General features: G+C 70.4%; 21 protein-coding genes. 10 read left to right on the top strand and 11 right to left on the bottom strand.

The genetic code is table 11. The annotated features are described in order from the left end of the window. Positions 1–249: 249 nt before the first annotated feature. Both ACFVYE_RS21495 and ACFVYE_RS21500 read left to right on the top strand, forming a co-directional pair. Positions 250–885, top strand: a complete 636-nt coding sequence (locus ACFVYE_RS21495; protein ID WP_389606902.1) for a DUF2975 domain-containing protein — start codon at positions 250–252, stop codon at positions 883–885. Beyond that, positions 885–1,130, top strand: coding sequence for a helix-turn-helix domain-containing protein (locus tag ACFVYE_RS21500; protein WP_383964449.1), 246 nt, complete (start codon positions 885–887; stop codon positions 1,128–1,130). Before ACFVYE_RS21495 ends, ACFVYE_RS21500 begins: the two co-directional genes overlap by 1 nt. 51 nt (positions 1,131–1,181) lie before the next feature. On the opposite strand, the gene ACFVYE_RS21505 is transcribed toward ACFVYE_RS21500, so the two are convergent. Next, on the bottom strand, positions 1,182–1,943 hold the full coding sequence (locus ACFVYE_RS21505) for a metallophosphoesterase family protein (RefSeq protein ID WP_383964452.1): 762 nt from the start codon (positions 1,941–1,943) through the stop codon (positions 1,182–1,184). A gap of 224 nt (positions 1,944–2,167) precedes the next feature. Between ACFVYE_RS21505 and ACFVYE_RS21510 the strand changes: the two genes are divergently transcribed. Both ACFVYE_RS21510 and ACFVYE_RS21515 read left to right on the top strand, forming a co-directional pair. After that, positions 2,168–3,097: a DUF4331 family protein gene (locus ACFVYE_RS21510; RefSeq protein WP_383964453.1), complete on the top strand. Its 930-nt coding sequence runs from the start codon at positions 2,168–2,170 to the stop codon at positions 3,095–3,097. Between the two features lie 117 nt (positions 3,098–3,214). Further along, entirely contained in the window at positions 3,215–4,321 is a 1,107-nt protein-coding gene (locus tag ACFVYE_RS21515) for a PP2C family protein-serine/threonine phosphatase (protein ID WP_383964456.1), read from the top strand. A gap of 50 nt (positions 4,322–4,371) precedes the next feature. Here ACFVYE_RS21515 and ACFVYE_RS21520 read toward each other — a convergent pair whose 3' ends face one another. Then, positions 4,372–4,872, bottom strand: a complete 501-nt coding sequence (locus tag ACFVYE_RS21520; protein ID WP_383964459.1) for an NUDIX hydrolase — start codon at positions 4,870–4,872, stop codon at positions 4,372–4,374. 142 nt (positions 4,873–5,014) lie between these two features. After that, positions 5,015–6,007: a helix-turn-helix domain-containing protein gene (locus ACFVYE_RS21525; protein ID WP_389606906.1), complete on the bottom strand. Its 993-nt coding sequence runs from the start codon at positions 6,005–6,007 to the stop codon at positions 5,015–5,017. 231 nt (positions 6,008–6,238) lie between these two features. On the opposite strand from ACFVYE_RS21525, the gene ACFVYE_RS21530 reads away from it, so the two are divergent. Further along, positions 6,239–8,806 carry a S8 family serine peptidase gene (locus ACFVYE_RS21530; protein WP_389606908.1) on the top strand — a complete coding sequence of 856 codons (2,568 nt, stop codon included), beginning with the start codon at positions 6,239–6,241 and terminating at the stop codon, positions 8,804–8,806. An 84-nt stretch (positions 8,807–8,890) separates the two neighbouring features. Here ACFVYE_RS21530 and ACFVYE_RS21535 read toward each other — a convergent pair whose 3' ends face one another. The 4 genes from ACFVYE_RS21535 to ACFVYE_RS21550 form a co-directional block, all read right to left on the bottom strand. Continuing rightward, a complete protein-coding gene (locus tag ACFVYE_RS21535; RefSeq protein WP_389606910.1) occupies positions 8,891–9,790 on the bottom strand; it encodes a hypothetical protein in 900 nt (299 codons plus the stop codon). After that, positions 9,787–10,800 (bottom strand): SPFH domain-containing protein, encoded by a 1,014-nt coding sequence (locus tag ACFVYE_RS21540; RefSeq protein WP_383975687.1) that lies wholly within the window; start codon positions 10,798–10,800, stop codon positions 9,787–9,789. Before ACFVYE_RS21540 ends, ACFVYE_RS21535 begins: the two co-directional genes overlap by 4 nt. Positions 10,801–10,945: 145 nt before the next feature. Continuing rightward, positions 10,946–11,731, bottom strand: coding sequence for an SDR family oxidoreductase (locus tag ACFVYE_RS21545; protein WP_383975689.1), 786 nt, complete (start codon positions 11,729–11,731; stop codon positions 10,946–10,948). 241 nt (positions 11,732–11,972) lie between these two features. After that, positions 11,973–12,596 carry a TetR/AcrR family transcriptional regulator gene (locus ACFVYE_RS21550; RefSeq protein WP_383975692.1) on the bottom strand — a complete coding sequence of 208 codons (624 nt, stop codon included), beginning with the start codon at positions 12,594–12,596 and terminating at the stop codon, positions 11,973–11,975. Between the two features lie 165 nt (positions 12,597–12,761). On the opposite strand from ACFVYE_RS21550, the gene ACFVYE_RS21555 reads away from it, so the two are divergent. Both ACFVYE_RS21555 and ACFVYE_RS21560 read left to right on the top strand, forming a co-directional pair. Continuing rightward, positions 12,762–13,640 carry a phosphatase PAP2 family protein gene (locus tag ACFVYE_RS21555; RefSeq protein WP_383975694.1) on the top strand — a complete coding sequence of 293 codons (879 nt, stop codon included), beginning with the start codon at positions 12,762–12,764 and terminating at the stop codon, positions 13,638–13,640. After that, a complete protein-coding gene (locus ACFVYE_RS21560; RefSeq protein WP_389606913.1) occupies positions 13,637–14,602 on the top strand; it encodes a hypothetical protein in 966 nt (321 codons plus the stop codon). The genes ACFVYE_RS21555 and ACFVYE_RS21560 overlap by 4 nt, the downstream gene beginning before the upstream one ends. A gap of 90 nt (positions 14,603–14,692) precedes the next feature. Here the strand turns inward: ACFVYE_RS21560 and ACFVYE_RS21565 are convergent, their stop codons facing one another. Further along, a complete protein-coding gene (locus ACFVYE_RS21565; protein WP_383975700.1) occupies positions 14,693–15,232 on the bottom strand; it encodes a PadR family transcriptional regulator in 540 nt (179 codons plus the stop codon). 90 nt (positions 15,233–15,322) lie between these two features. Further along, complete coding sequence (locus tag ACFVYE_RS21570; protein ID WP_383975703.1) at positions 15,323–17,338, bottom strand: FAD-dependent oxidoreductase; 2,016 nt, start codon at positions 17,336–17,338, stop codon at positions 15,323–15,325. Positions 17,339–17,575: 237 nt separating this feature from the next. Here ACFVYE_RS21570 and ACFVYE_RS21575 point away from each other — a divergent pair, with 237 nt between their 5' ends. Further along, entirely contained in the window at positions 17,576–18,103 is a 528-nt protein-coding gene (locus ACFVYE_RS21575; RefSeq protein ID WP_383975716.1) for a DoxX family protein, read from the top strand. A gap of 62 nt (positions 18,104–18,165) precedes the next feature. Here ACFVYE_RS21575 and ACFVYE_RS21580 read toward each other — a convergent pair whose 3' ends face one another. Next, positions 18,166–19,782, bottom strand: a complete 1,617-nt coding sequence (locus ACFVYE_RS21580) for a chitobiase/beta-hexosaminidase C-terminal domain-containing protein (RefSeq protein WP_383975706.1) — start codon at positions 19,780–19,782, stop codon at positions 18,166–18,168. Positions 19,783–20,109: 327 nt separating this feature from the next. Between ACFVYE_RS21580 and ACFVYE_RS21585 the strand changes: the two genes are divergently transcribed. Then, positions 20,110–21,480, top strand: coding sequence for an amidase (locus tag ACFVYE_RS21585; RefSeq protein ID WP_383975709.1), 1,371 nt, complete (start codon positions 20,110–20,112; stop codon positions 21,478–21,480). Between the two features lie 53 nt (positions 21,481–21,533). Here ACFVYE_RS21585 and ACFVYE_RS21590 read toward each other — a convergent pair whose 3' ends face one another. Further along, on the bottom strand, positions 21,534–22,235 hold the full coding sequence (locus ACFVYE_RS21590; RefSeq protein ID WP_383975712.1) for a TetR/AcrR family transcriptional regulator: 702 nt from the start codon (positions 22,233–22,235) through the stop codon (positions 21,534–21,536). Positions 22,236–22,331: 96 nt separating this feature from the next. Here ACFVYE_RS21590 and ACFVYE_RS21595 point away from each other — a divergent pair, with 96 nt between their 5' ends. Beyond that, positions 22,332–23,327, top strand: a complete 996-nt coding sequence (locus ACFVYE_RS21595; protein ID WP_389606916.1) for an aldo/keto reductase — start codon at positions 22,332–22,334, stop codon at positions 23,325–23,327. Positions 23,328–23,468: the final 141 nt, after the last annotated feature.

Consider the following 23,468-nt stretch of genomic DNA (forward strand, 5'->3'; position numbering starts at 1 on the left):
GCGCATCAGGCCGACGCGCCGGCCTGTCAGCAGCCCGTAAGGCGGACCGTGCCTCCGGGCTTTCGAACAAGTGACGATACAGACCCAGAACGTCACGGCGGCGCACAGCGGTTCAGGCTGTTCCGGCGTATCTGGGAATGTCTCCGCTTCGTGTGCCGGAGCAACGCGCCAGTACAGGGGTGTACTTGAGGCCCGTGCGTATGTATCGTTTTTCGATAACATCGATATTCGATAACGAGGTGGGCTGCCATGACCCAGGACTCCAAGCTGCTCGAACCGCTCTCCACAGTGGTGTCGGGCGTTGTGCGACTGCTGATCGGCCTGCTCGCAGTGTGGTTCGTCCTGAGCTGGTTCAACCCGCATATCCACTTCGGCTGGGCCATGGGCGGAACCACATGCGTCACTGCCGACTGGATCTCCGGAAGCTCGAGCGACACCGACATGGTCTACAACGCCGCGGCAGGCGCACACGTCAACGCGATCCCGCAGTACTGCACCGCTCACCCCGGCACCTACCAAGGCCTGCTGAAGCTGCTCGGTGAGCTCCCCGCCTTCATACTGCTGCTCGGCGGGTTGCTCATGCTCAACAGCCTGCTGCGGGCCGCGGCCCGGGAGGGTGTGTACACCCCACGCACCGCAGCCGATCTGAGGCTTCTCGGCTGGTGGCTGCTGCTCGGCAGCCTCGCGGTCGAAACCGTCGAGGCCATCGCCAAGGCCGCTCTGCTTGCCACGCTCGCCGAGGAGGCCCCCTTCTCCGCCGGCGCCTGGCTGAACACGTGGACATCCCCCTACCTCGCGATCCTCACCGCACTCGGACTGCTTACTTTCGCGCGCATCATGCGTGCCGGCGTGGCCATGCGCGAAGACCTCGACGCGGTCGTCTGATGGCACCGGAAGCGCAGGAGAGCCATGCCATCCAGGTGCACCTGGACGACCTCCTTGCCGAACGAGGCATGACACTCGCCGAGTTGGCATCCCGCGTAGGCGTGACCAACGTCAACCTGTCCATCCTGAAGAACGGCCGCGCCAAGGCGATCCGCTTCACGACCCTCACTCGCATCTGTGAGGTACTGAACTGTCAGCCCGGCGACCTGCTCAGCTACCGTCCCCTCGACGACGAAGGTCACTAGTCCGGGCGGCGCTCAAGCCTGTGCCGCTGTCACCCGGAGAAGGTGCGGGTGTCACGGCGCGTGGCGGCGGCCGTCCCGTGGGGCGAACGCTTCAAGGGCGTCTTCGTCCGTTGCGCGGGCGTGCAGGAAGTAGTCGGCCCACTCGGTGATTTCGGGGTAGGCGGAGTCCCGGCCGATCCGAGTTGCGGCGGCCTCGATGTCGAAGTCCGTGGTTCGCAGTTCGACGCCCGGGCCGAGGATGGCCCAGTGGGCTCCGGCCCTTCCGTAAGGCATGCCGACGCTGCCGGGATTGATCACGAGCCGGCCGTGGGCGAGGCGCACGAACGGCATATGGGTGTGGCCGCAGACGACGGTACGGACGTCGGCGTCGAGTCCGCTGAAGACTTCCTTCCAGCGGTCGAGGCGGGAGTCGACGAGGACGACCTCCTCGTCGTCACGTGGGGTGGCATGGCAGAACAGCACTTCTCCCAGGCCGCGCACGGCCAGGGAGAGTGATCGTGGCAGCGAGCCGAGCAGGTCGAGGTGATCCTCGCGCAGCTGCTCGGCGGCCCACGGGGCGATCGGATCGGGAATCGAGTCGCGTTGCCCGCGGCGGTACTCGAGAAGTTCGCGGTCGGCGTTGCCGCTGATCCATACGGCTCGGTCGCCGAGACCGGTCAGCAGGTCGAGAACCTGAGTCGGTTGCGGGCCGGCGGTGATGTCGCCGGTGAGCACGATGCGCTCGGCGGTGCTCACGTCCGGCTCGGCGAGCACGGCCTCCAAGGCCGGCAGGACTCCGTGGATGTCGGACAGTACGGCTACACGGTTCAGCATGGTCACAACTGTGGGGTGAAAGCAGCGAAGAGGTGAGAGCGTTCGCCTGACGCGTAGCCGAAGGTGGGGCCGCTGCAGCGTGCACGGTGGCCGAGCGAGGCGCCCTGCGGCCAGGCGGATGACCCCGGGGTGGCCTCCGGGCCCGTTGCAGGGTGATGCATATGCGCCGGGCGGACGCTGGGGTCAGGTCTCATCACCTCATTGGGCCCGATCTGCGGTCCCCCATGGACGATGCCCGGCTCGACCTGACGGACCTCTTCGCGTTCGGCGTCCCCGGGGACCGCACCGTACTGATCATGAACGCCCATCCGGTCGCGACCGCCGCCGGTGCCGCTTTTCACCCGGACGCGGTGTACCGGATCAATATCGACACCGACGGCGACCACCAGGCCGACGTGGCGTTCAGCATCGTGTTCTCCCCGCCGCAGGACGGGGAACAGACCGCCACCGTCCACCGGGCGACCGGAGCGCAGGCGAGCGCCCACGAGGCCGCGGGCGAGCCGATCATCATGGACGCGCCGGTCGGCTCCGGCCCGGAGCCGGTCGTGATCGAAGCCGGCCCCTATATGTTCTTTGCCGGTCTGCGCAGCGACCCGTTCTTCGCCGACCTGGACGGCATCGTCAAGGAGTTCCAGTGGACCGGCACGGACTGGGGTGCCGACAAGAACGTCCTCGGCATCGTGCTGGAGATGCCGGACGCCGAACTCGCCGCGGGGCCGGTGATCGGGGTGTGGGCGCGGGTGAGCCTGCGGCAGGACGGACAGCTCACGTCCGTCGACCGCGGCGCCCACCCCTCTCTGACCGCGTACTTCAACGCCGAGGACGCCAAGGATGCCTACAACCGCGGCGAACCCGCGACGGACTGGGACACCTACCGCGAACCGTGGACCGCGGCCCTCCAGCACTTCGGCGGCTATGACCCGCAGGCCGCCGAGCAGGCTCTGCACACCGTTCTGCCGGACGTCCTGCGCTATGACCGCACCGAGCCCGCCGCCTACCCCAACGGCCGCACTCTCACCGACGACGTCACCTCTGCCCGCCTGGCCATGCTCACCAACGGCAAGGTCAGCAGCGACCACATCGGCCCCCACGCCGACCTGCTCCCCGAATTCCCGTACCTCGGTGCCCCTCACCCGGCGCCGCCGGCCGGTTAGGCCCGGGCGGGGGCGGAGGCCGGCATCAGGAGGCCCGGCGACGATTCATATATGGATGGATATTTTGGGTGGTACGTTCAAGTTTGGGGCCTGGCGGGGGAGCGACAGGGAGCACAGGTGAAGGAGAGTCGGCGCACGGCGGCGTGGGCGGGCTGGCTGCTCGTCGTCCCGGCCCTGGTCTCGGGCGTACTGCTGAACATCCTCGCGCCCCAGCCGTACATGGGACTACCGCTCCTGGCCGCGGCGCCGCTGATCGCCGGAGCGATGCTGTCGTTCCGGGCCGGCGTCCTCGTCGCGAGCCTCGCCTGCGCGGTCTCGTTGGGGCTGGATTACGCCCAGGGACGTTCCGCTTCGGAGAGTTTCGTCGATCTCGCCGTGATCGGCCTCATCGGAATCCTGGCCCTCGCGGTCAACCTGCTGTTGCGGCGTCAGGGGCGGGATCTCGCGAGGGCGCGGGTCATCGCCGAGGCGGTGCAACTGGCGGTTCTGCCGGATCCGCCGTCGCGGGCCGGGCCGCTCGCCGTCGCCGCCGGATACACCCCCGCACAGGCCGAGGCCAGAATCGGCGGCGACCTCTTTGCGGTGCAGGAGACTCCGTACGGCGTGCGCATGATCATCGGGGATGTGAAGGGCAAGGGACTCCAGGCGGTCGCATCCGTTTCGGTGGCGATCGGTGCGTTCCGTCAAGAGGCCGAGAACGCCCCCACGTTGGCCGAGCTGGCGCAGCGCCTGGACGACGCGCTGAGCAGGGAGTCGGGCCGCTGCGGAAACGAGACATCGGGCGAGGACTTCACCACGGCCGTGCTGGCCGAGGTCTCCGGCGACGGCGAGCTGCTCCGCCTGGTCAACCGTGGCCATCCGGGCCCGTACCTGATCCACGACGGCGCGATCGTACGGCTCGACGCGACCCGTCCGCAGCTGCCCCTGGGCATGGGGCTGGGGGCGGTCCCGGCACCCGATGGCGAGGCGCTCACCGATGTCTTCCCGCTGCCGCCCGGCGCGCTGCTGCTCCTGATCACCGACGGCGTCACCGAGGCACGCAACCGGACGGGTACCTTCTACGACCCGTGTGCCTCCGCCGTGCTCACCGGCGCCCGCTTCATGGATCCCGGTGACCTGGTCCACGCGCTGACCGCGGATGTCGCACGCTGGAGCGGCGACGGTCACCAGGACGACATGGCCATCCTCGCCGTCGCCCGGCGCGGCGGCCACCGGCTCGACTGAAGCCGGCTCCTCCGCCTGCGAACCCCGGGCACGGGGCTGAGGGGCCGGGGCTACGAGCCGTCTCCGGTGGCCGAGACGGTCAGCCGGTGCGCGGGAGGGTGCTCGATCGAGAGATCCGGGCGCCAGGCCGCGAGTACCTGCGCCGAGGGGCCGAACAGCGGACCCGGCAGAGCGTCGAGCCCGGTCCACTGCCAGGTGCTGATCAGATGGGGCTCGGTCACCTGCGGGCTTCCCGATTCCAGGGTCACAACGGCAGCCATCGAGACACGGTTGATCCCCGCGACCACGTCGTGGAGCATGGCGAAAACCGTCATGCTGTCCACGTCGACCTCCAGGCCCGTCTCCTCGCGGAGCTCGCGCACGGCCGCCGCGGCGATGGACTCATTGGTCGGGTCGACCTTGCCGCCGGGAAGTTCCCAGGTTCCGCCGTGATGCCTGCCGAGCAGCACGCGCCCCTGGGTGTCCTGCACAATGACGCCCACGCCGAGCGCCGCCTGCGCCAGCGGCGGACGGGCGTTGCGGGAGAGGGTGTCCGTGGGGGTGGTGTCCATGGTGCTCCTAGCGGGTGGGTGTGGGGTGCCGCGGGCGCGAGGCCTCGGCATCGCGGTGTACCCGGAAGCCTACGTACCACCGCACGCGGCCCCATCGAAGTGGCCCGCCGCCCGGCGGAGGCCCGGTGTTCGCCGCGGCCGGTCAGCTGCCACGGCGCGTGAGCCAGCCGTACTCGCTCGCATACCAGCCCAGATGGAGCCGGCTCGTTGCCCCGCTCACGTCCATCAGCCGCTTGATCCGCCGCTGGACGGTCCGCGCCCCGAGATCGAGTTCCTTGGCCACACTCACATCGGTGAGTCCGGCCAGCAGCAGCGACAGGATCTGCAGGTCGACGGAGTCGGGGCCCGGCTGCTGTGCCATCACGGCCTTGTCGCCGCCGCTGAGGCTCAGCGGCAGCGCATGACGCCACACCGACTCGAACAGCGCGGCCAGCGATACCAGCAGGCCGCTGGAGCGCACCACCAGTGCGGCCGGTTCCGCAGGCCGGGCATCCAGGGGAAGCATGCCCAGCGAGCCGTCGGCGATGACGAGTTTCGTCGGGACCTCGTCCGCCACCCGGACCTCCATACCCCGCCCCAGGGAATCGGCCAACTCGGCCGGCTGAAGATGCTGACCGGACAACATCTCGCGTCCGATCACGACTCGGTAGTTCACTCCGCGCGACATGGCCAGTGTCTCGGCCGAGTTCTCCTCGGCGGCGACAGCGAGCGGCTCGGGAAGAATCAGGAAGCAGACCTCGCGCTCCGCTCCCAGCTGGAGTTGGGAGAAACGCTGGGACACGGCGCTCGCACCGGTCACGACCTCCAACAGGTCGTGCACCACGGGCGTGTCCGCCTCGGGGCGGTACTCTGCGGCGAGCTTCGCCGCAGCCAGCTCCGCGCACTCCAGTTCATGGCGGTGCTGCGAGAGCAACGGGCCGAGTGCCACTGCCGGGGGCGCGCACACCCAGTCGCCGGGCCGGCTGCCGCACCGTGAGACGAGCCCCTGCTGTTCGAGTCCCTGCAGGGCCAGGAGCACGTCCCGCACGGGAAGCGCGAAGCGGGACGCCAGGGTGTCCGCGTCGGCAGCCCCGTGCGCGACCAGCTCCTGATATGCCGTCTCCTGTACGGCATTGAGGCCTATCGCGCTCAGCACTGCGCCCCCTCCTGCGGACTACGCACACCCGTCGGAACCGTGCAGGGCATCGGGCCCGTGGGACACCGAGAAGATACATGTGCGTATCCGATACAACAATGGGTGTAATCCCACGTCAGGTGGGTGTCCGGTGGCAACTGGGGCCATGGACGGGGCGAGTTCCCGCCAGGCGAGTTCTCGACACCCGGGAGCCACTGGACGCCGGTCACCACCGCTGGTGGGGTAACGGCCATGCGAAGATCTCTCATTGCCGCACTGGCGCTCCTGCCCCTCGCCGCCACCATGGCGCCCGCAGCCGCCACCGATGCGGGTACCGGGGACCGCACCGTCACCCGGATCGTCACGGTTTCCGGCGACACGGCCGCCGACCGCGCAGCCGTACTCGACGAAGCGGAACGCGCCGGGATCGATCTCACCGTCACCCGACGGTTCGACAAGGTTCTGAGCGGATTCACGGTACGCGTCTTCGAATCCGACGCGGCACGTCTGGCCGCGCTTCCCGATGTGGCCGAGGTCGCGGCGCCGGTCACCTACGAGGCACCCCCGTCGCCGACGCCCGTCTCGGCGGAAACGGTACGCCGGGCCGTCGCGGACGCGACTTCGGGCGATCGGCCCGGGACCAGGGAGAGTTCGCCGTCCGGACGCGAGATCGTCACCGTGACCGGGCTGACCGGAGTCGCCGAGGCGCACCGCGCCGGGCACACCGGCAAGGGGGTCACGGTCGGCATCATCGACAGCGGCATCGCCTACGACCATCCGGCGCTCGGCGGCGGGGGATTCCCCAACGCCAAGGTGACCGGCGGCTGGGACTTCGCCGACGAGGACGCCGACCCGTACGACTCCTCGACCGGACCGGCCACCGGCCACGGCACCCATGTGGCGGGCATCGTCGCGGGCGACGGACCACAGACCGTCGGCGTCGCACCCGATGCGACACTGCGTGCCTACCGAGTCTTCGGCGAGAAGAACCAGCCCACCGACGAGATCGTCATCGCCGCTCTGGAGAAGGCCGTCGAGGACGGTGTGGACATCGTCAACCTCAGCCTCGGCAACCCGAACGGCGCCCGCTCCAGCAACGCACTGGCCCGGGCCGTCGACCGGGTGTCAGATGCCGGAGTGACCGCCACCGTCGCGATCGGCAACGGCTACGCGGGGCCGTTCCGCGCCGCGAGCCCGGCCGTCGCCGACGAAGCCATCGCCGTGGGCAGCACCCACAGCGAACGCTACGGCTACCTCGCCTTCCGCTTCGCCGACGGTACGGACACCCCGATCCCGTACCTGAATATCACCCGCGCCCCGTCCACCCCGGCGGACGGAAGCCTGCCGGTGGTGAAGGGGACCGCCACCTGCGACGCGCTGCCCGAAGGCAGCCTGACCGGCAAGGCCGTCCTGTTCACCGGCACGCTCGGCCTGCCGTGCAAGCCGATGGACGCCATCCGCAGGTTCGAGGCGGCCGGCGCCGCGGCCACCGTGTACTACACCACGAGCGGCGACCAGCTCCCCGGTGCCATCTTCTGCTGCGAGCAGTCCGACATCCCCGGTGTCGTCATCAGCGAGACCGCCGCCAAGAGGATTCTGGCCGCCCCGTCCGGCACCGCACTGACCTGGGGTGCCTACGCGGGCATCTCCTACGGCCCGGACCAGGCCGGGCTGATGGACGCCTCGTCCTCCTGGGGACCGGGCAATGAGCAGGAGTTCAAGCCCGACCTCGCCGCGCCCGGCGGCTCGATCCTCTCCACCCTCCCGCGCCATCTCGGCTGGTACGGAGTCGAGTCCGGCACCTCGATGGCCGCCCCGCACGTGGCCGGTATCGTTGCGCTCATGCTCGCCGGACACCCCGGCCTCAAGCCCGGCCAGGTGCGCGGCATCCTTCAGAACACCGCCGACCCGGTGGCCTTCACCGGCGACCACACCCGAGGCGCACAGCCGGTCGCCCAGCAGGGCGCCGGCCGGGTGAACGCGCTCGGCGCACTCGCCGCGGCGGACCGCACCGCCGCCACCGCCACCCCGTCCGAACTGCCGCTCGGTGACACCGAGGGCCGCGAGAGCGTCCGTCGGATCACTGTGCACAATCCGGCCGGTCACCCCGTCACATACACCGTCGGCCACACCGCGGCGATCTCCGCGCAGCCCCCGTACACGTCCGAATGGGACGCCGGCGACGCGGGCGCCCGCGCCGACTTCAGCGCTCATGGCCGGATCACCGTGCCCGCCCACGGCAGCAGGAGCCTCACCGTCCGGCTGCGTGAACCGCACGGCGTGCCGCAGGGCACCCTGTACGGCGGCTGGATCGAGCTGACCCCCGTGGGCGCGGACACCCCGGAGGTACGGGTGCCGTACCAAGGTGTGGCGGGAGACCTGGACGCTGTATCGGCGGTCAATCCGACGTTCAGCCGCATCAACACGACGCTCGACAACCCGGCGCTGCGCCCCGGCTACTTCAGTTTCGGCAAGTCGCTGCCCGTGACGGTAGATCTCAGCAACGAGTCGACCACCGACGACAGCGCCTGGCTGATGCTGTCGCACGGTTTCCCGCTGTTGGAACGGATGCGGGTCCAGGCGGTCGACGCCCACGGCAAGGTCGTCGCCACGCCGTACGACGTCTCATGGCTGACCCGTAACTCCGGCGCCGGCACCGGAGTGGATTTCTACGGCTGGGATGCGAAGCTGGCCGACGGCTCGCCCGCCCCGTCGGGGACGTACACCCTGCGCTTCGTCTTCGACAAGGCGGGCGGGGACAAGGACCAGGCGGCGCCGAGGGAGATCTGGAACTCTCCGGCGGTGAAGGTCGTCCGCTGACCGTGCCGGTGCCCGCTCGTCCTCGACGCAGGAGAGCGGGCACCGGCACGGAAAATGCCCTGGCGAGGTGCGTGGTCCGGGCCGTCAGACGGTCAGGCGCAGCGATGTCGCCGAGATGCCGAGCCGTACCGTCTGACCCCATGTCAGCTCCAGCGCGTCCGCCTCCATCCCGTCGCCGAAGACCACCACCCGGTCGGACTCCACGGTGAACCTCAGCCCCTGTCCGCGCCCCAGTTCGCCCGAGACCAGTGAGGTGCCGGTCGCGGGTGACGGCCAGGCCTCGCGGACGAACCAGAGCAGCCGCGGGTCGGTGGGTGCCGGGAGTCGCAGGGCGCTGTGGCGTTCCTGCCACAGTGACCGGAGCCAGCCCGTGGCGCCGGTGCCCGTGCCCACCAGGACGCCGGAGGAGGCCTGCGGTTCGGTGGGGGCATCGGGCACGTCGGGGCCGAGCCGGTAGCGGGCGGTCTGGTGGCCGGGCGGGCCGAGGTAGATCTCGTTGAGGGCCACGAGGCGCTGGGTGTCGTCGGCGACTGCCTCGACCATGGTGAGTTCGTCCGCCGCGCCGCCTGGGGATGCGGCCGCCCGGAGCAGGGCGGCCGCATCGGAGGGCCGGTGGCGTACGAGCACGCCCGGATTGCGTCCGGGGTCGGTGTCGATGCCCACGACGGGCTGGCCGGACAGGTACTTGGCGGCGTTGGCGACGAGTCCGTCCTGTCCGACGACCACCACCACGTCCTCGGGCGCGAACAGGAAACGGTCGAGATCGGCGCGCTCCACCCGTGACTGCCGCCACTGGAGCGGTACGGCTGCCGCCACATCGGCGAGCGCCCGCCGGCTCTGCCGGTGCCGCAGGGCCACCTCGTCGATGGACCGGCCACGGCTGGAGAGGAAGAACGCGGCCTGGCCGTGCGTGCCGTGCCGGGCCAGCAACTCCTCGTACTCGGTGGTGCGGTGGACCAGCACAGCGCGTGGGGCCAGGCTCATGCCCGGGGCTCCGGGTCGGTCCTGCCGAGCTTGCTGAGCAGGCCGGTGAGGACGTCGGGGGAGAGGGTGAGGCTGTCGATGCGCGGCAGGTTCTCGGCGAGCCTGGTCGCTGCCAGGGCGTGCAGGGTCGCGGCGTCCACCTCGCCGTGCACCCGCAGCCAGGCCGCCTGGGACTCCGCGCGTGCGGCGCCGACCTCGCGGGCGGCTTCGGCCTCGGCCCGGGCCAGCCGCACCTTGCGTGCCGCTTCTGCCTCGGCGCGTACCCCGTCGGCTGCGGCGTTCTCCTCGGCCTCGCGGCGGGTGTTGGTGCCGCGCTGCTCGACCAACTGCTCCTCGCGGCGGGCCAGTTCGATCTGGCTGGCGAGCTCGTTCTCGGCGATGGCCCGTTCCCGTTCCACAGCCACGGCACGGCGCTCGTAGGTGGCCCGGTCGGCCTCCTGCTGGATCTGCTCGCGGGCGGGAGTGCGCAGCGCGCGCTCCACCTCGGCCTCGGGACGGATGGCGACCACCCGCACCGCGACCACGTCGATACCGGTGGCGGGCAGCCGGGGTTCGGCGGCAAGCCCCGCTGCGACGCGGTCGCGTACCGATGCGACTCCGTCGACCAGGGCCTCGGCCAGCGCTGTTCGGGCCAGCACGTCCAGGGTGTGCTGCTGGGCGGTCTCCGTGAGCAGCGTGGCGATCTGCTCCAGCGGCGCGCCGCGCCAGACCCCGGTGTCGGGGTCGACGGAGAAGTCCAGGCGGGCGGCGGCCTCGGCCGGGTCATTGATCCGGTAGGTCACGGTGGCCTGCACGGTGACGTCCTGGAAATCGGACGTGCGGGCGTGGAAGGCCATGGCCAACTCTCGGTCATTGACCGGCACTTCCGAAAGTGCGGCGGTCAGCGACCGGTACCAGAAACTCAGCCCCGGCCCGTCGTGGGCGAGCCGGCCGCGCTTGTGGTGGCGGATGTGGGCAGTGGGTGCGGAGCGCAGATGGCGCCAGCCGAAGCGCCTGGTGATGTCGGCCATGTCGGAATCCCCCTTATTCTCGTCATGAAGACGATAAGGAGTCCGGTTGATATCGTCAAGGGGACGAGAATGATCGTCCGTGTGCATGTCCGCCTTCGATGCGCCGAATGCTCGCCACCGGTGATCCGTCGCTCACCGAAATTCTTCAGCCGTCCTGTCCACCCTTCGAGGCGAGGAACCTGGCCGGTACCTCGCCCCCGCCGTGCACCGCCAGATCGGCCCCGCTGACGTATTCGGCCAGGCCGCCCGCCAGATACAGGCAGGCGCGTGCCACATCGTCCGGTACGGCCATCCTTCGCATCGGAATCACCCCGGCGACGGCGGCGCCACCGTCCTTCCCGTACACCGGTGCCGCGCTCTCGGTGCGGATCAGTCCGGTCGTGATGTGGTTGACGCGCACCTTCGGCGCCCACTCGAGAGCCAGTGCCCGGGTCAGCGCCAGCAGCCCGGCCTTCGCTGCCGTGTAGGCGGCCGTGCCCGGCTGCGGGGTGTGCGCGGAGACGCTGCCGATGTTGATGACCGAGCCGCCCTCGCTCTGGCCCTGCATGATCCGGTTGGCGGCCTGCGCCACATAGAAAGGGGCCAGCAGATTGAGTGCGACGACCTTCTCGATGAACCGCGGCGACACGGTGGCCGCGTCGGCGTCGGGGGAGCCGCCCGCGTTGTTGACGAGTACATCCAGCCGTCCGAACCGTTCCGCCGCCGTGTCGACCAGTGCGGCGGCGGCCGCAGGGTCGCGGACATCGGTTGCGCGGAAGTGTGCCCGCCGGGTGCCGCTTCCCGGAAGTTCGGACGGTTCGCTGCGGCCGCAGACCAGTACATCCGCGCCGGCGGCGAGAAAGGCCCTGGCGATCGCGGCGCCGATGCCCTTCGTGCCGCCGGTGACGAGCACTGTCCGTCCGGTGAAGTCGATGGGGTTGCCGATGTCCATGGTCCGCCTCTGCTGTGGCCGAAGTGCACGCTGATCGGTTCCGTAAAGCTACCAATCGTTTGTTTGGTGGAATAGTCGCCGCTTCGGCCGAGCGGGATGAGCTGCGGGGAGGAAAGTGCGGGCGGCCGGTGGCTCCCTGAGGAGTCACCGGCCGCCCGGATGGTGCGCCGCCCCCGTCCCCACGGTGCGGCGCGAGCGGGCCGTCGTCATCCGCTCGGACAACGGCCCACGTTTCTCGGGACTAGGGCGCGGACGCCTCCAGTCCAAGTGCGGGAAGGACGGCGTTCTCCACGAAGCGGGTGAGATATGCCTCGTCCGCGAACTTCCCCTCCAGCAGTGGCCGGGCGCGCATCACGCCAAGCAGTTGCACGGAGACGAACTCGGCCGCGGGAGTGTCCGCCGGAATCTCGCCGCGCTCCGCTCCGCGCCGGACCATCGCTTCGATCGCCGCGATCTCCGGCAGGATCAGCGCCTCACGCAGTGCGCACAGCAGCTCGGGACTCTGCAGCGCGGCATGGCTGAGCGCGTGCATCAGCGGGGTGTCGCGGCCCGAGCCCGCACCGATGGCCCGGGCGGCCTCGCGCAGATCCCCTGCCAGTGTGCCGGTGTCGATGTGCGGAAGCAGCACCCGCCGAGTGCCGTGCAGCGCCGCCACGACCAGTTCGGGCTTGGAGCCCCACTGCCGGTAGAGCGTGGACTTGCCGCAGCGCGTCCGCGAGGCGACCCCTTCCATGGTGAGGGCCTCGTAGCCGGACTCTCTCAGCATGTCGAGCACGGCCGCGTAGAACTCCTGCGCCCGCTCAGGCGTGATCTTCGAGCGGCGTGGCGTGTGTGCCGGTTCCTGCGCGGCTTCCTGCGGCGACATGCGTTTTCCCTCTCAGCGATTCTGCGACGAGGTCCATCGATACGCCAGTGTACCGAAACGCGCGTGTACCGATACGTTCGCGTATCGGTACACTGGCGTATCGATGCGGCGTGGACTGGACCATGCCGTCGCAACACTGCTTCGTCAGCAAAGGGGCACCGGGTGATGTACGCCGGTAGCGAGCCCGCAGATCAGGAGCCGGACAGTTCTGCCCGACCGCCCCTCGTCCGCGAGCTTCTTCTCGTCGTAGGGCTCTTCGTGATCTACAAACTCGGCCGGCAGGCCGCGAACGGTCACGTCGAGGAGGCGTATCGCAACGCCGGAAACGTCTGGGACTTCGAACGGTCCGTGCACCTGCCCGGCGAGGGCACTGTGCAGAGTCTCCTGCTGCACAACGAGACGCTGATCCACCTCGCGAACACCTACTACGCGACCGTGCACTTCCCGGCCACGCTGCTCTTCCTCGTGTGGCTCTACTGGCGCCGCCCGCGCCACTACGTCTGGTCGCGCCGCATCCTCGCCGCTCTCACCGGCGCCGCACTCGCACTCCATCTGCTGTTCCCGCTCGCCCCGCCGCGGCTGCTGGCCGCGGCCGGACTCGTCGACACCGGCCAGGTGTACGGACCGACGGTGTACGGAGCGACGCCGGCGACCGACTCGATGGCGAACCAGTTCGCCGCCATGCCCTCCCTGCACTTCGGCTGGGCGGTGATGGTCGCCGTCGGGCTGATCGTCGCCACCCGCACCCGGTGGCGCTGGCTGTGGCTGCTGCATCCGCTCATCACGCTGCTGGTGATAGTCGGCACGGCCAACCACTACTGGCTCGACTCGATCGTGGTCTCCGCGCTCCTCGCGGTGGCGTTCGCGGCGCTGCCGCTGAAGCGCACGGTCCCGGTACGGGCACACACCTCGTGGCCCTCCACGGGATACGAGCCCGCGCTGACGGTCGTGCCGCGGCCCGCCGAACCCGCCGTGCCGACCGCCTGCGCCGAGCCGCAGACCCACCTCGCCCGCTCGTACGCCTCGTCCGGGACCCGGCGATGAACGCCACCCTGATCGCCGTCGCGCTGTCGCTGGTCTCCGCCGCCGCGTACGCCTCGGCCGCGGTGGCGCAGGCCCGGCTCGCCGGGCGCACCGAACCGGACGCCGGGGTCCTGGGGCTGCTCGGGCGTGGCGCCTGGTGGTCGGCGGTCGGACTGAACGCCGGTGGTGCGCTGCTGCATGTCGCGGCGCTCAAGTACGGCCCGCTCACCCTTGTCCAGCCGCTCGGCGCCCTCACCCTGGTCGCCGCAGTCCCGCTGGGCGCCAGGGCCGCCGGACGCCGGGTCACCAGGATCGAATGGCGCGGCACGATTCTCACCCTGCTCGGCCTCGGCGCCCTGCTGATGACCGCGGGCGGTGCCGCCCCGCACGAAACGCTCAGCCTCCCCGAAGCCCTGGCCGTCGGCGCCGGGACCATGGCCGTCGTCGCCGGACTCAGCCGCCCGGGAGCACGCCCCGGCCTGCGGCACGCGGCGGCGTCCGGCATCACCTCCGGGGTCGCCTCCGCGCTCACCCAGACCCTGACCGTCTCCGTCACCGACCACACCGGCCCGCTGTTCAGCTGGCGCCTGTTGATCGTCGCGCTTCTCGTCTCCGCGTTCGCGATGAGCGGGCTGCTGCTCTCCCAGACCGCCTACCGGGGTGGCCTGGGCGCGCCGCTGGCCGTCGTCACACTCGCCAATCCGGTGGCCGCGGCCGCCATAGGACTGGCCCTGCTCGGCGAACGCCTCCAGGGGGGCACGATCAGCCTGATCCCGGCAGTGCTCGGTGCGGCAGCGGCGGTACGGGGCGTGATTCTGCTGAGCCGCGCCCAGGCGGAGACGTCGAGCGTCGTCGACCGGGCCACGGCAGAGCCGAAGCCCGCGGCCGGATCACCGTCTCGCGTCGTGATCGGGAGCCGAGGGCCGATGGACCAGCCGACGCTACGACCGGAGCTGGGCCGGACGCCGGTGGGCGGACCGTAGCGAGTGGAAGCGACGCCCGCCGCCCGCCGGGGGCATGGTGCGAAGACGTGACATCTGCCCACCGAACTGTCACGTACGGAAACAACCTCCCTACGGACTCGGCTGCTCGTCCTGGGCCAGTGCCCGGGTCAGCCAGCCGATCCAGAAGTTCTCCAGATCGATGCCGCCACGCAGAACCAGATGCCGCAGCCGGTCCTCGTCGGAGTTCCGCTCGGGCGGGAAGTCCCGCTCCTCGATCTCCAAATACTCCGCCAGTTGCCGACGGTGCAGCCCCAGATGACGGCGCAGCTCCGCATCCAGGCCGGGCGCCCCGACGACCGCCGCCGCCCGCATCCGCAGCAGCAGCGGATCCCGGATCTGCTTGGGGTCCTCGGACCGGGCCACCCATGCGGACAGTGCCTCGCGGCCCGCGGGCAGCACCTCGTACTCCTTCTTCTGCCCACGGGCGGGCTGCTCCGGCGGCAGCGCCCGGATCTGCCCGGCCTGCTCCAGCTTCCCCAGCTCGCGGTAGATCTGCTGGTGCGTGGCGGACCAGAAATAGCCGATCGACCGGTCGAACCTGCGGGTCAGCTCCAGCCCCGACGACGGCTTTTCGAGCAGGGCGGTGAGGATCGCATGCGGGAGTGACATGGGGTGCATCCTAAGGACGGCCGGGCGGTGGCCCCATGACGGAGGGGCCGGGCCGGTCGAGAACCCCCGGGCCGGGGGTTCCCGGATCGGTCACAGCGCAGCGGCGAGCTCCGTGCCCTGGCGGATCGCGCGCTTGGCGTCCAGTTCGGCGGCCACATCGGCGCCGCCGATCAGATGAGCCGGACGGCCCGCGGCGAGCAGTTCCTCGTACAGCTCGCGGCGCGGCTCCTGCCCCGCACAGAGCACCACCGTGTCGACCGGCAGCAGGTGCTGTTCGCCGTCGACCGTGAGGTGCAGTCCGTCGTCATCGATCCGGTCGTAGCCGGCGCCCGCGATCATCGTGACGCCGCGGTGCCGCAGTTCGGTGCGGTGGATCCACCCTGTGGTCTTGCCCAGCCCGGCACCGACCTTGCTGGTCTTGCGCTGGACCAGATGGACAGTGCGCGGCGCCTTCCCGCGCTCCGGGGCACGAAGACCGCCCCGGCCGCGGTAGTCGGTGTCGACGCCCCACTGCCGGAAGAACACCTCGGGGTCGAGGCTCGCGGCATCGCCCGGGTCGGTCAGGAACTCGGCGACGTCGAAGCCGATCCCGCCCGCCCCGATGATCGCGACCCGGTCGCCGACCTTTGCCCCGTCGCGCAGCACGTCGAGGTAACTGACCACGCTGGGGTGGTCCAGGCCCGGTATCGCGGGGGAGCGGGGCGTGACACCGGTGGCGAGGACGACCTCGTCGAAGCCTTCGAGCACATCGGCCGTGGCCCGTGTACCGAGCCGCAGCCCGACCTTCTCCTCCGCGAGCCGGGTACGGAAGTAGCGCAGTGTCTCGTTGAACTCCTCCTTGCCGGGAACCCTGCGTGCCACGTTCAGCTGGCCGCCGATCTCCTCGGCCGCGTCGAAGAGCGTCACCTCGTGCCCGCGCTCGGACGCTGCGACGGCGCACGCGAGACCGGCGGGCCCGGCGCCGACGATCGCCACCCGCTTGACGGTGCGGGTCGGTGACAGGGTGAGCTCGGTCTCGTGGCAGGCGCGAGGATTGACCAGGCAGGAGGTGACCCGGCCGCTGAAGATGTGGTCCAGGCAGGCCTGGTTGCAGCCGATGCAGGTGTTGATCGCGTCCGCGCGGCCCTCGGACGCCTTGACGACGAAGTCGGGGTCGGCGAGGAACGGCCGGGCCATCGACACCATGTCCGCCCGCCCCGAGGCGAGGATCTCCTCGGCGACCTCGGGCGTGTTGATGCGGTTGCTCGTCACCAGCGGTACGGAGACGGCGCCGCGCACCTTTTCGGTGACCCAGGTGTAGGCACCGCGTGGCACCGAGGTGGCGATGGTGGGGATCCGGGCCTCGTGCCAGCCGATCCCCGTATTGATGATCGTCGCGCCGGCGGCCTCGATCTCGCGGGCGAGCTGCACGACCTCCTCCAGCGAGGAACCGCCGGGCACCAGATCCAGCATCGAGAGCCGGTAGATCAGGATGAAATCGCTGCCGACCCGCTCACGGACCCGGCGCACGATCTCGACGGGGAACCGGATGCGGTTCTCGTAGGAGCCGCCCCAGCGGTCGGTGCGGTGATTGGTGGCAGCGGCGATGAACTCATTGATCAGATAGCCCTCGGAGCCCATGATCTCGACACCGTCGTACCCGGCACGCCGCGCAAGCTCGGCGGCCCTGGCGAAGTCCTCGATGGTCTCCTCGACCTCGTCGTCGTCAAGGGCATGCGGGGTGAATGCGCTGATCGGCGCCTGGATCGGGCTCGGCGCGACCAGGTCGGGATGGTGTGCGTACCGGCCGAAATGCAGGATCTGCATGGCGATCCGGCCGCCCGCCTCATGCACGGCGGCAGTGACCCGCGCATGCTGCTCGGCCTCCGCCTCGGTGGTCATCTTTGCGCCGCCGGGGAAGGAGCAGGCGCGGGCGTTCGGAGCGATGCCGCCGGTGACCATCAGACCGACGCCGCCCCGGGCGCGTTCCGCGTAGAAGGCGGCCATCCGCTCGAAGCCGCGCTCGACCTCCTCCAGACCGATGTGCATCGACCCCATCAGCACCCGGTTGGGGAGGGTGGTGAACCCGAGGTCGAGCGGGCTCAGCAGATTCGGGTACGGGCTCATGAGGCGGCTCCTCGCGCAGTGTCGTTGAGCCAGTTGTAGACCACCGAAACACCATTGTGCAACAAGTTGCATAATGGCGTTCGTCGCAGAGTCGCGAGTGTGGTCGTCCCCCGGACGGCCTAACACCAGGACGCGTCGGCGCCCCGGGCCACGGAAAGTGGAACCGTGGCATCTGTCCGCCACGGCGCGGGTGGCGCGTCGAAGCCCACCGACCCCCGAACCCTTGCGGAGACCCTCATGGCCTGCCTCGACCGCCGTGACCTCGGCCTGCTCGTCCTGCGCGTCGGTACCGGCGCGGTACTGGCCGCGCACGGCACCCAGAAGCTGGCCGGCTGGTTCGGCGGCGGAGGCATCGAGGGAACCACCGCCGCGATGGAGGCCATGGGCTTCCACCCGCCCAAGCACAGCGCGGTCGCCGCCGGGCTCGGCGAGGCGGGCGGCGGCGCACTCCTGGCCCTCGGCCTCGCCACCCCGGCGGCCGGTGCGGCCGCGGCCGGGGCGATGGCGGGCGCCGTGGCCGTCCACGCACCCGCCGGATTCTTCGCACAGGGCGGCGGCTACGAGTACCCGGCCTTCCTCGGCTTCACCGCCGCGGCGATCGGCCTGATCGGCCCCGGCCGGTACTCCCTCGACCATGCCACCGGGCATGCCTTCAACCAGCCATGGATGGTCGCCCTTGCCTTCGCGGGCAGTGCCGTCGCGGCGGCAGCCGTCGTCGGCAGGCGGGCCAAGGGCCGGGCCGCCGTCGACCCCGACGCGACCTGACCACCCGGCAGGACAGGGACCGGACGGCACCCCAGGGAGGGAGCCGCCCGGTCCCGGCGGCGTTACTTGCGGAACGTCAGCGACGCGGCGGGGGAGGCGTTCCCGTACGCGTCGACGGCGACGACCCGTGCCACGTACCGGCCGCCCCCGGCCGCGCCCGTCACCGGGATGTCGAGGGTGTTCGGCCGGGGCATGAAGTAGAAGTCCGAGAGGACCTTGGACGAGACGACCGAGGCCCCCGTCGAGGCGTCGGTGATGTCGACGTTGTAGTGGTGCACCATCTGGTCGTCCTCGGCCTGCGCGATCCGCAGAGCCGTGCCGCCCTTCGCGTCGTGCACCCGGGACAGCGGCTCACGCGTGGTGAACTTCGGCGCCACGGTGTTGCGTTCGGCGTCCGTGTAGCGGAAGTTGTCCTTGATCTGCTGACTTGTCGAACCCTTCAGACGCACGGTCCAGGTGGGACCGCTCAGGGTGCCCGCACTGGCGTACGGCGGCTGCCAGCTCGCCGACCACTGGCCACCGGTGTAGATGTCGTGCTTGTCCGCGGCCATGTTCACCCGCGCGATCTCCGTACGGTCCTTGTAGACCTCGACGAAGAGCGCCTGCGCGGTCGGCGACTCGAAGCGGTCGGCGAGGCCGTCCTCGGTGACCATCTGGTAGCCGTGATCGATCTCGACGTACGACATGGAACCGTCGTTGACCGAAGTGAAGTCGCGCTGGTGGATCGAGCGGTCGTCGTTGATGTTCAGGTGCGAGTGACCGGAGAAGAGGATGGCCTGCGGAAAGGCGCTCAGATCCTCCGCCAGTCGCGGGTTGGAAGCCTGCTGGCCGTCCATGGTGGTTCCGGTGGTGGGCCGGTGCCCCTGGACCAGGACCGGCTTGCCCGCGTAGGCCGGATCGGCGGTGATCGCGGCGAGCCGCTCCTTCAGCCAAGTGCGCTGGGCCGTGCTGGAGTCGTACGTCTCGGTGTTGACCGTGAGGATGTGGAGGCCCTTCACCTCGGACTCGTAGTAGCCACCGCCCGAGTCGGGGAACCATGCCTTCGGGTATCCGGCCCGTATCGCGGCGAGGCTCGCGTCGTGGTTGCCGTTGGAGATCAGCAACTGGGTGTCGGTCATGCCCTTGCGGGCGAGGTTGGCCTGGAAGATCTCGGAGACGATTCTGTGGTCGGGGCCCTTGCCGTCCCCGTTGTCGTTGATCATGTCGCCGTTGGACAGGATCGCGTCCGGCTCGGGAAAGATCGACCCGATGGTGTCGAAGAAGCTCTCGTACTTCTTGTCGGCGCTCGCATGGCTGCCGACGTGCACATCGGACATGACGACCAGACGGGCGAGCGGCTTCTCCCGGGACTTGATCAGATAGCCGTACGACACAGGGACGCTGCTCTGCCTGCCGCGGAAGGCGACCGCCGTGACATTGGTGTCCTTCTTGATCCGCAGCGGACGGCCGGGGGAGTAGGCGCGACTGTCACGGGTCGGGGTCGTACCGTCCAGCGTGTAGCGGACGGTGGTCCCGCGCTCGGCCCGGAACTTCAGCTCGACCGAGTGTTCGTACCGCCCGCCCGGGACGCTCACGCCGGGTGCGGACGGGGCGAGAGTGCCCGGGGGCTGGGCTTGCGCGACGGTCGGGGAGACGAGCGCGACGGACGTCGCGGCGATCACGAGAGGGGTGAGTCTCACGGGGATCCCTGTTCTCTGGCCCGGGAATTCTGGTCCGGGAGCTGTGGTCCGGCTGTGTAACGAATGCATAACCGGTCTGAACCAAAGACCTTAGGTGCCGCGCGTCAGGCCGTGGTGCGACCTGGCCGACTTCCCGGTGAAGCGATCATGAATGTCTGGCTGGGGTCGCTCAGGTGTCATTTCGAACCGCGGCGGCCGGCTCCGTCCATGTCTGTTCCAGCCGTCCGGGTCCGGTGTTCGAGGTGGCGCGGGCACGGTCCGCTCTTCCGCCCCGCAGGTTTGCCGCCTACGCTCTCCGCGACATTCGCACACCACTTGGGAGTACGTGTGACGGGTTGGACCGGCCGCACCGCCGTCGAGATCGCCGATGCCGTACGGCGCGGTGATGTGACGCCTCGTCAGGTCGTTGTCGAGCACCTGGAACGTATCCGGCGGCTCGACGAACGTCTCGGTGCCTTCCGGGCCGTACTGGACGCAGAGGCGCCGGCCGCCGCAGATGCTCTCGCCGGCCGGAAGGACCTGACCGATCTGCCGCTCGCGGGCGTGCCCGTTGCGATCAAGGACAACGTCCCGGTCGCCGGACAGGCCACCCGCAACGGCAGCGCGGCCTCGCCGACCGGACCCGCCACCGCCGACCACGAGACCGTCAGCCGCCTGCGTGCTTCCGGGGCCGTCGTCATCGGCCTCACCCATGTTCCCGAGCTGTGCGTCTTCGGTACGACGGAGGGCGCGCACGGCGTCACCCGTAACCCCTGGGAGCCGGCTCGCAGTTCCGGTGGCTCCTCCGGCGGCAGCGCCGCGGCGGTCGCCGCAGGGCTGGCACCGATCGCGCTCGGAGCGGACGGGATGGGATCCATCCGCATCCCCTGCGCGTGCTGCGGCCTGGTCGGTCTCAAGCCGGGCGCGGATACGGTGCCCTGCGAGCTGGGCACCAACGGTTGGTACGGCATGGCGGAGAACGGCCCCATCGCAACCACCGTCGCGGATGCCAGGCTGATGTACCAGGTGCTTGCCGGTGTGGAAAAGCCGTCCCCCGGCCCCTCGGCGAGCGAACCGCTGCGCATAGCCGTCTCCACCCGCAGCCCCGTCCCCGGCGTCGGCGTCAGCCGCGATTGGGCCCGGGCCGCCCGTGACGCCGCCCGCCTGCTCAGCGAGGCGGGTCACCACGTCGTGGCTGCCGACCCGCCCTATCCCTGGTGGCTGGGCGTCGCTGCGGCCGCACGATGGACCGCCGGTACGGCGGCCGAAGCTGTCGGCCTCGACCCCCGGCGGCTCGCACCACGCACCCGTCGTCATGCCGCCGTCGGCCGCCTGGTGGTGCGTACTCCACTGCCGCACACCGACCACAGGTCACAACTGCGCGACCGCATGCTCCCGTTCTTCGAGCGCCACGACGTGCTGCTCACCCCGGCTCTCGCCCGGCCCGCCCCGGCGGCGAAGGACTGGCACCGACGGGGCTGGACGGCAAATCTGCTCGCCAACACCCGGTTCAGCCCCTTCACCCCGCCCTGGAACCTCGCGGGTTGGCCGGCTGCCGCTGTGCCCCTAGGCGCCGCGGAGCGGGCGGACCGCTCGCCGTACGCCGTTCAGCTCGTCGCCCCCTCCGGCGGCGAGGAGCGGCTGCTGGCCCTCGCCGCCGACCTGGAACGTCTGCGCCCCTGGCTCCGCCTCGCGCCCATGGACGCACTCACCCGGTGAGCCGGCGAAGGTGGCCCGCGGCGCCGTGTGAAGTCGCGCAGGCCGCGGCAGGGTCATGCTGACGCGAGGCGTGTGAGCCACTCGCGGAGCAGAGCGACCTCACCCGCCGTGAGGGATTCGGGCCCGGGGGTCAGCGCGGCGTCGAGAGCGATGGCGCGGGAGGCGAGGGTGGCGTCGCGGTCGGCAGGTGCGGGGTCTGTGGTGAGGGCGGTCAGCACCGTGTCCCGGGTGCGGTCGGACAGGCCCATGTCGCGGGCGTCGGCGGGGGCGGTGATGAGCGCGAGGGCGACGCCGACACTGGTGGCCTGGATCATCTCGGCGGCCGCGTCGACGGGTACGCGCAGACGGCCCGCCCGGGCGGCGCGCTCGAGCATGCCGAGCAGCACCCGGTACGTCTTCCCGGAGGCCGCGGCCCGCTCGCCCGGGCGTACGGCTCCATACATCAGTACGTAGAACGAGGGATGCGTCAGGCCGAACTCGATGTGCAGGTCCCAGCCGTGCCGCAGGTCCTCGACCGGATCACCGGTGGCTGCCAGGGCCTGCTTGTCCGAGAGGTAGCGCTCGAAGCCGTAGGCGGTGACGGCGTCCAGCAGCCCCTTCTTGTCTCCGAAGAGCCGGTAGAGGGTGGGTGCCTGGACGCCGGCGGCTGCGCTGACGGCGCGCGTGGAGACGGCATCGCTGCCGCCTTCGGCCAGCAGGTCGGCGGCCGCGACGAGGATGCGCTCGCGGGTGTCGAGAGATTTTTCCGCACTCATGGAATCAAACGCTACCCGACGCCTGTTAGCATCGATTACATCAGCGATAACATGTACTCGTTAGCGTTGATAAGTCTCTCGTGAAGGATCACCTCTGTGAACACCCGCACTCTCGGAATCAACGGTCCCGCAGTCTCCGCTCTCGGCCTCGGCATGATGGGCATGTCCGACCTCTACGGGCCGGCCGACGAGGCCGAGTCCATCGCCACCGTCCACGCCGCGCTCGACGCCGGCGTGACCTTGCTGGACACCGGCGACTTCTACGGCATGGGCCACAATGAGCTGCTGCTCCGTGATGCCTTGCGCAGCCGCAGCCGCGACGACGCCGTGATCAGCGTCAAGTTCGGCGCCCTGCGCGATGCCAAGGGCGGCTGGGGCGGCTACGACGCCCGCCCCGAGGCCGTGAAGAACTTCCTCGCCTACTCCCTGCGCCGTCTGGGCACCGACCACATCGACATCTACCGCCCGGCGCGGCTCGACCCCGATGTGCCGGTCGAGGAAACCGTCGGTGCCATCGCCGAGATGGTCCAGGCAGGCCTCGTCCGCCACATCGGTCTGTCCGAGGTCGGCGCGGACTCCCTGCGGCGGGCCCAGGCTGTGCACCCCATCGCCGACCTGCAGATCGAGTACTCCTTGATCTCTCGCGGAATCGAGGACGAGATTCTGCCCACCGCCCGCGAGCTGGGCATCGGCATCACCGCCTACGGCGTACTCTCCCGGGGCCTGATCTCCGGCCACTGGAGCAAGGCCCGGCAGTTCGCAGCTCCCGACTTCCGTGCCATCAGCCCCCGCTTCCAGGGCGACAACCTCGACCACAACCTGGCCCTGGTCGATGCCTTGCGGGGGGTCGCCGAGGCCAAGGGCGCCAGTGTCGCTCAGGTCGCCATCGCCTGGGTCGCCGCGCAGGGCCAGGACATCGTCCCGCTCGTCGGCGCCCGCCGCCGCGAGCGCCTTGCCGAGGCCCTCGGCGCCCAGGAACTCACCCTCACCGGTGACGACCTGTCGGCCATCGAGCAGGCCGTCCCCGTCGGCGCCGCCGCCGGCACCCGCTATGCCGAGTCCCAGATGCACCACCTCGACAGCGAGCGGTGATCCTTGCGGTGCCGCCCTTGTCCCCGTGGGGCGGCGCGGCACCCTTCGTGGCCGTACCGGCGGCCCGGCCGGCGTCGCATCCGGTTCGACCCTGTGGCCGCGACGAGGTCTCGGGCCGTGCGGGCGGTGGGTCGGTCGGGC

Source organism: Streptomyces sp. NPDC058239, from assembly GCF_042882185.1.
Classification (GTDB): Bacteria; Actinomycetota; Actinomycetes; order Streptomycetales; family Streptomycetaceae; genus Streptomyces.

What these genes read in the sequence shown, in the direction of transcription:
- ACFVYE_RS21495 (WP_389606902.1), top strand. Translation starts at nt 250, where the DNA reads ATGACCCAGGACTCCAAGCTGCTCGAACCGCTCTCCACAGTGGTGTCG.
- ACFVYE_RS21500 (WP_383964449.1), top strand. Translation starts at nt 885, where the DNA reads ATGGCACCGGAAGCGCAGGAGAGCCATGCCATCCAGGTGCACCTGGAC.
- ACFVYE_RS21505 (WP_383964452.1), bottom strand. Translation starts at nt 1,943, where the DNA reads ATGCTGAACCGTGTAGCCGTACTGTCCGACATCCACGGAGTCCTGCCG.
- ACFVYE_RS21510 (WP_383964453.1), top strand. Translation starts at nt 2,168, where the DNA reads ATGGACGATGCCCGGCTCGACCTGACGGACCTCTTCGCGTTCGGCGTC.
- ACFVYE_RS21520 (WP_383964459.1), bottom strand. Translation starts at nt 4,872, where the DNA reads ATGGACACCACCCCCACGGACACCCTCTCCCGCAACGCCCGTCCGCCG.
- ACFVYE_RS21530 (WP_389606908.1), top strand. Translation starts at nt 6,239, where the DNA reads ATGCGAAGATCTCTCATTGCCGCACTGGCGCTCCTGCCCCTCGCCGCC.
- ACFVYE_RS21535 (WP_389606910.1), bottom strand. Translation starts at nt 9,790, where the DNA reads ATGAGCCTGGCCCCACGCGCTGTGCTGGTCCACCGCACCACCGAGTAC.
- ACFVYE_RS21540 (WP_383975687.1), bottom strand. Translation starts at nt 10,800, where the DNA reads ATGGCCGACATCACCAGGCGCTTCGGCTGGCGCCATCTGCGCTCCGCA.
- ACFVYE_RS21545 (WP_383975689.1), bottom strand. Translation starts at nt 11,731, where the DNA reads ATGGACATCGGCAACCCCATCGACTTCACCGGACGGACAGTGCTCGTC.
- ACFVYE_RS21550 (WP_383975692.1), bottom strand. Translation starts at nt 12,596, where the DNA reads ATGTCGCCGCAGGAAGCCGCGCAGGAACCGGCACACACGCCACGCCGC.
- ACFVYE_RS21555 (WP_383975694.1), top strand. Translation starts at nt 12,762, where the DNA reads ATGTACGCCGGTAGCGAGCCCGCAGATCAGGAGCCGGACAGTTCTGCC.
- ACFVYE_RS21560 (WP_389606913.1), top strand. Translation starts at nt 13,637, where the DNA reads ATGAACGCCACCCTGATCGCCGTCGCGCTGTCGCTGGTCTCCGCCGCC.
- ACFVYE_RS21565 (WP_383975700.1), bottom strand. Translation starts at nt 15,232, where the DNA reads ATGTCACTCCCGCATGCGATCCTCACCGCCCTGCTCGAAAAGCCGTCG.
- ACFVYE_RS21570 (WP_383975703.1), bottom strand. Translation starts at nt 17,338, where the DNA reads ATGAGCCCGTACCCGAATCTGCTGAGCCCGCTCGACCTCGGGTTCACC.
- ACFVYE_RS21575 (WP_383975716.1), top strand. Translation starts at nt 17,576, where the DNA reads ATGGCCTGCCTCGACCGCCGTGACCTCGGCCTGCTCGTCCTGCGCGTC.
- ACFVYE_RS21590 (WP_383975712.1), bottom strand. Translation starts at nt 22,235, where the DNA reads ATGAGTGCGGAAAAATCTCTCGACACCCGCGAGCGCATCCTCGTCGCG.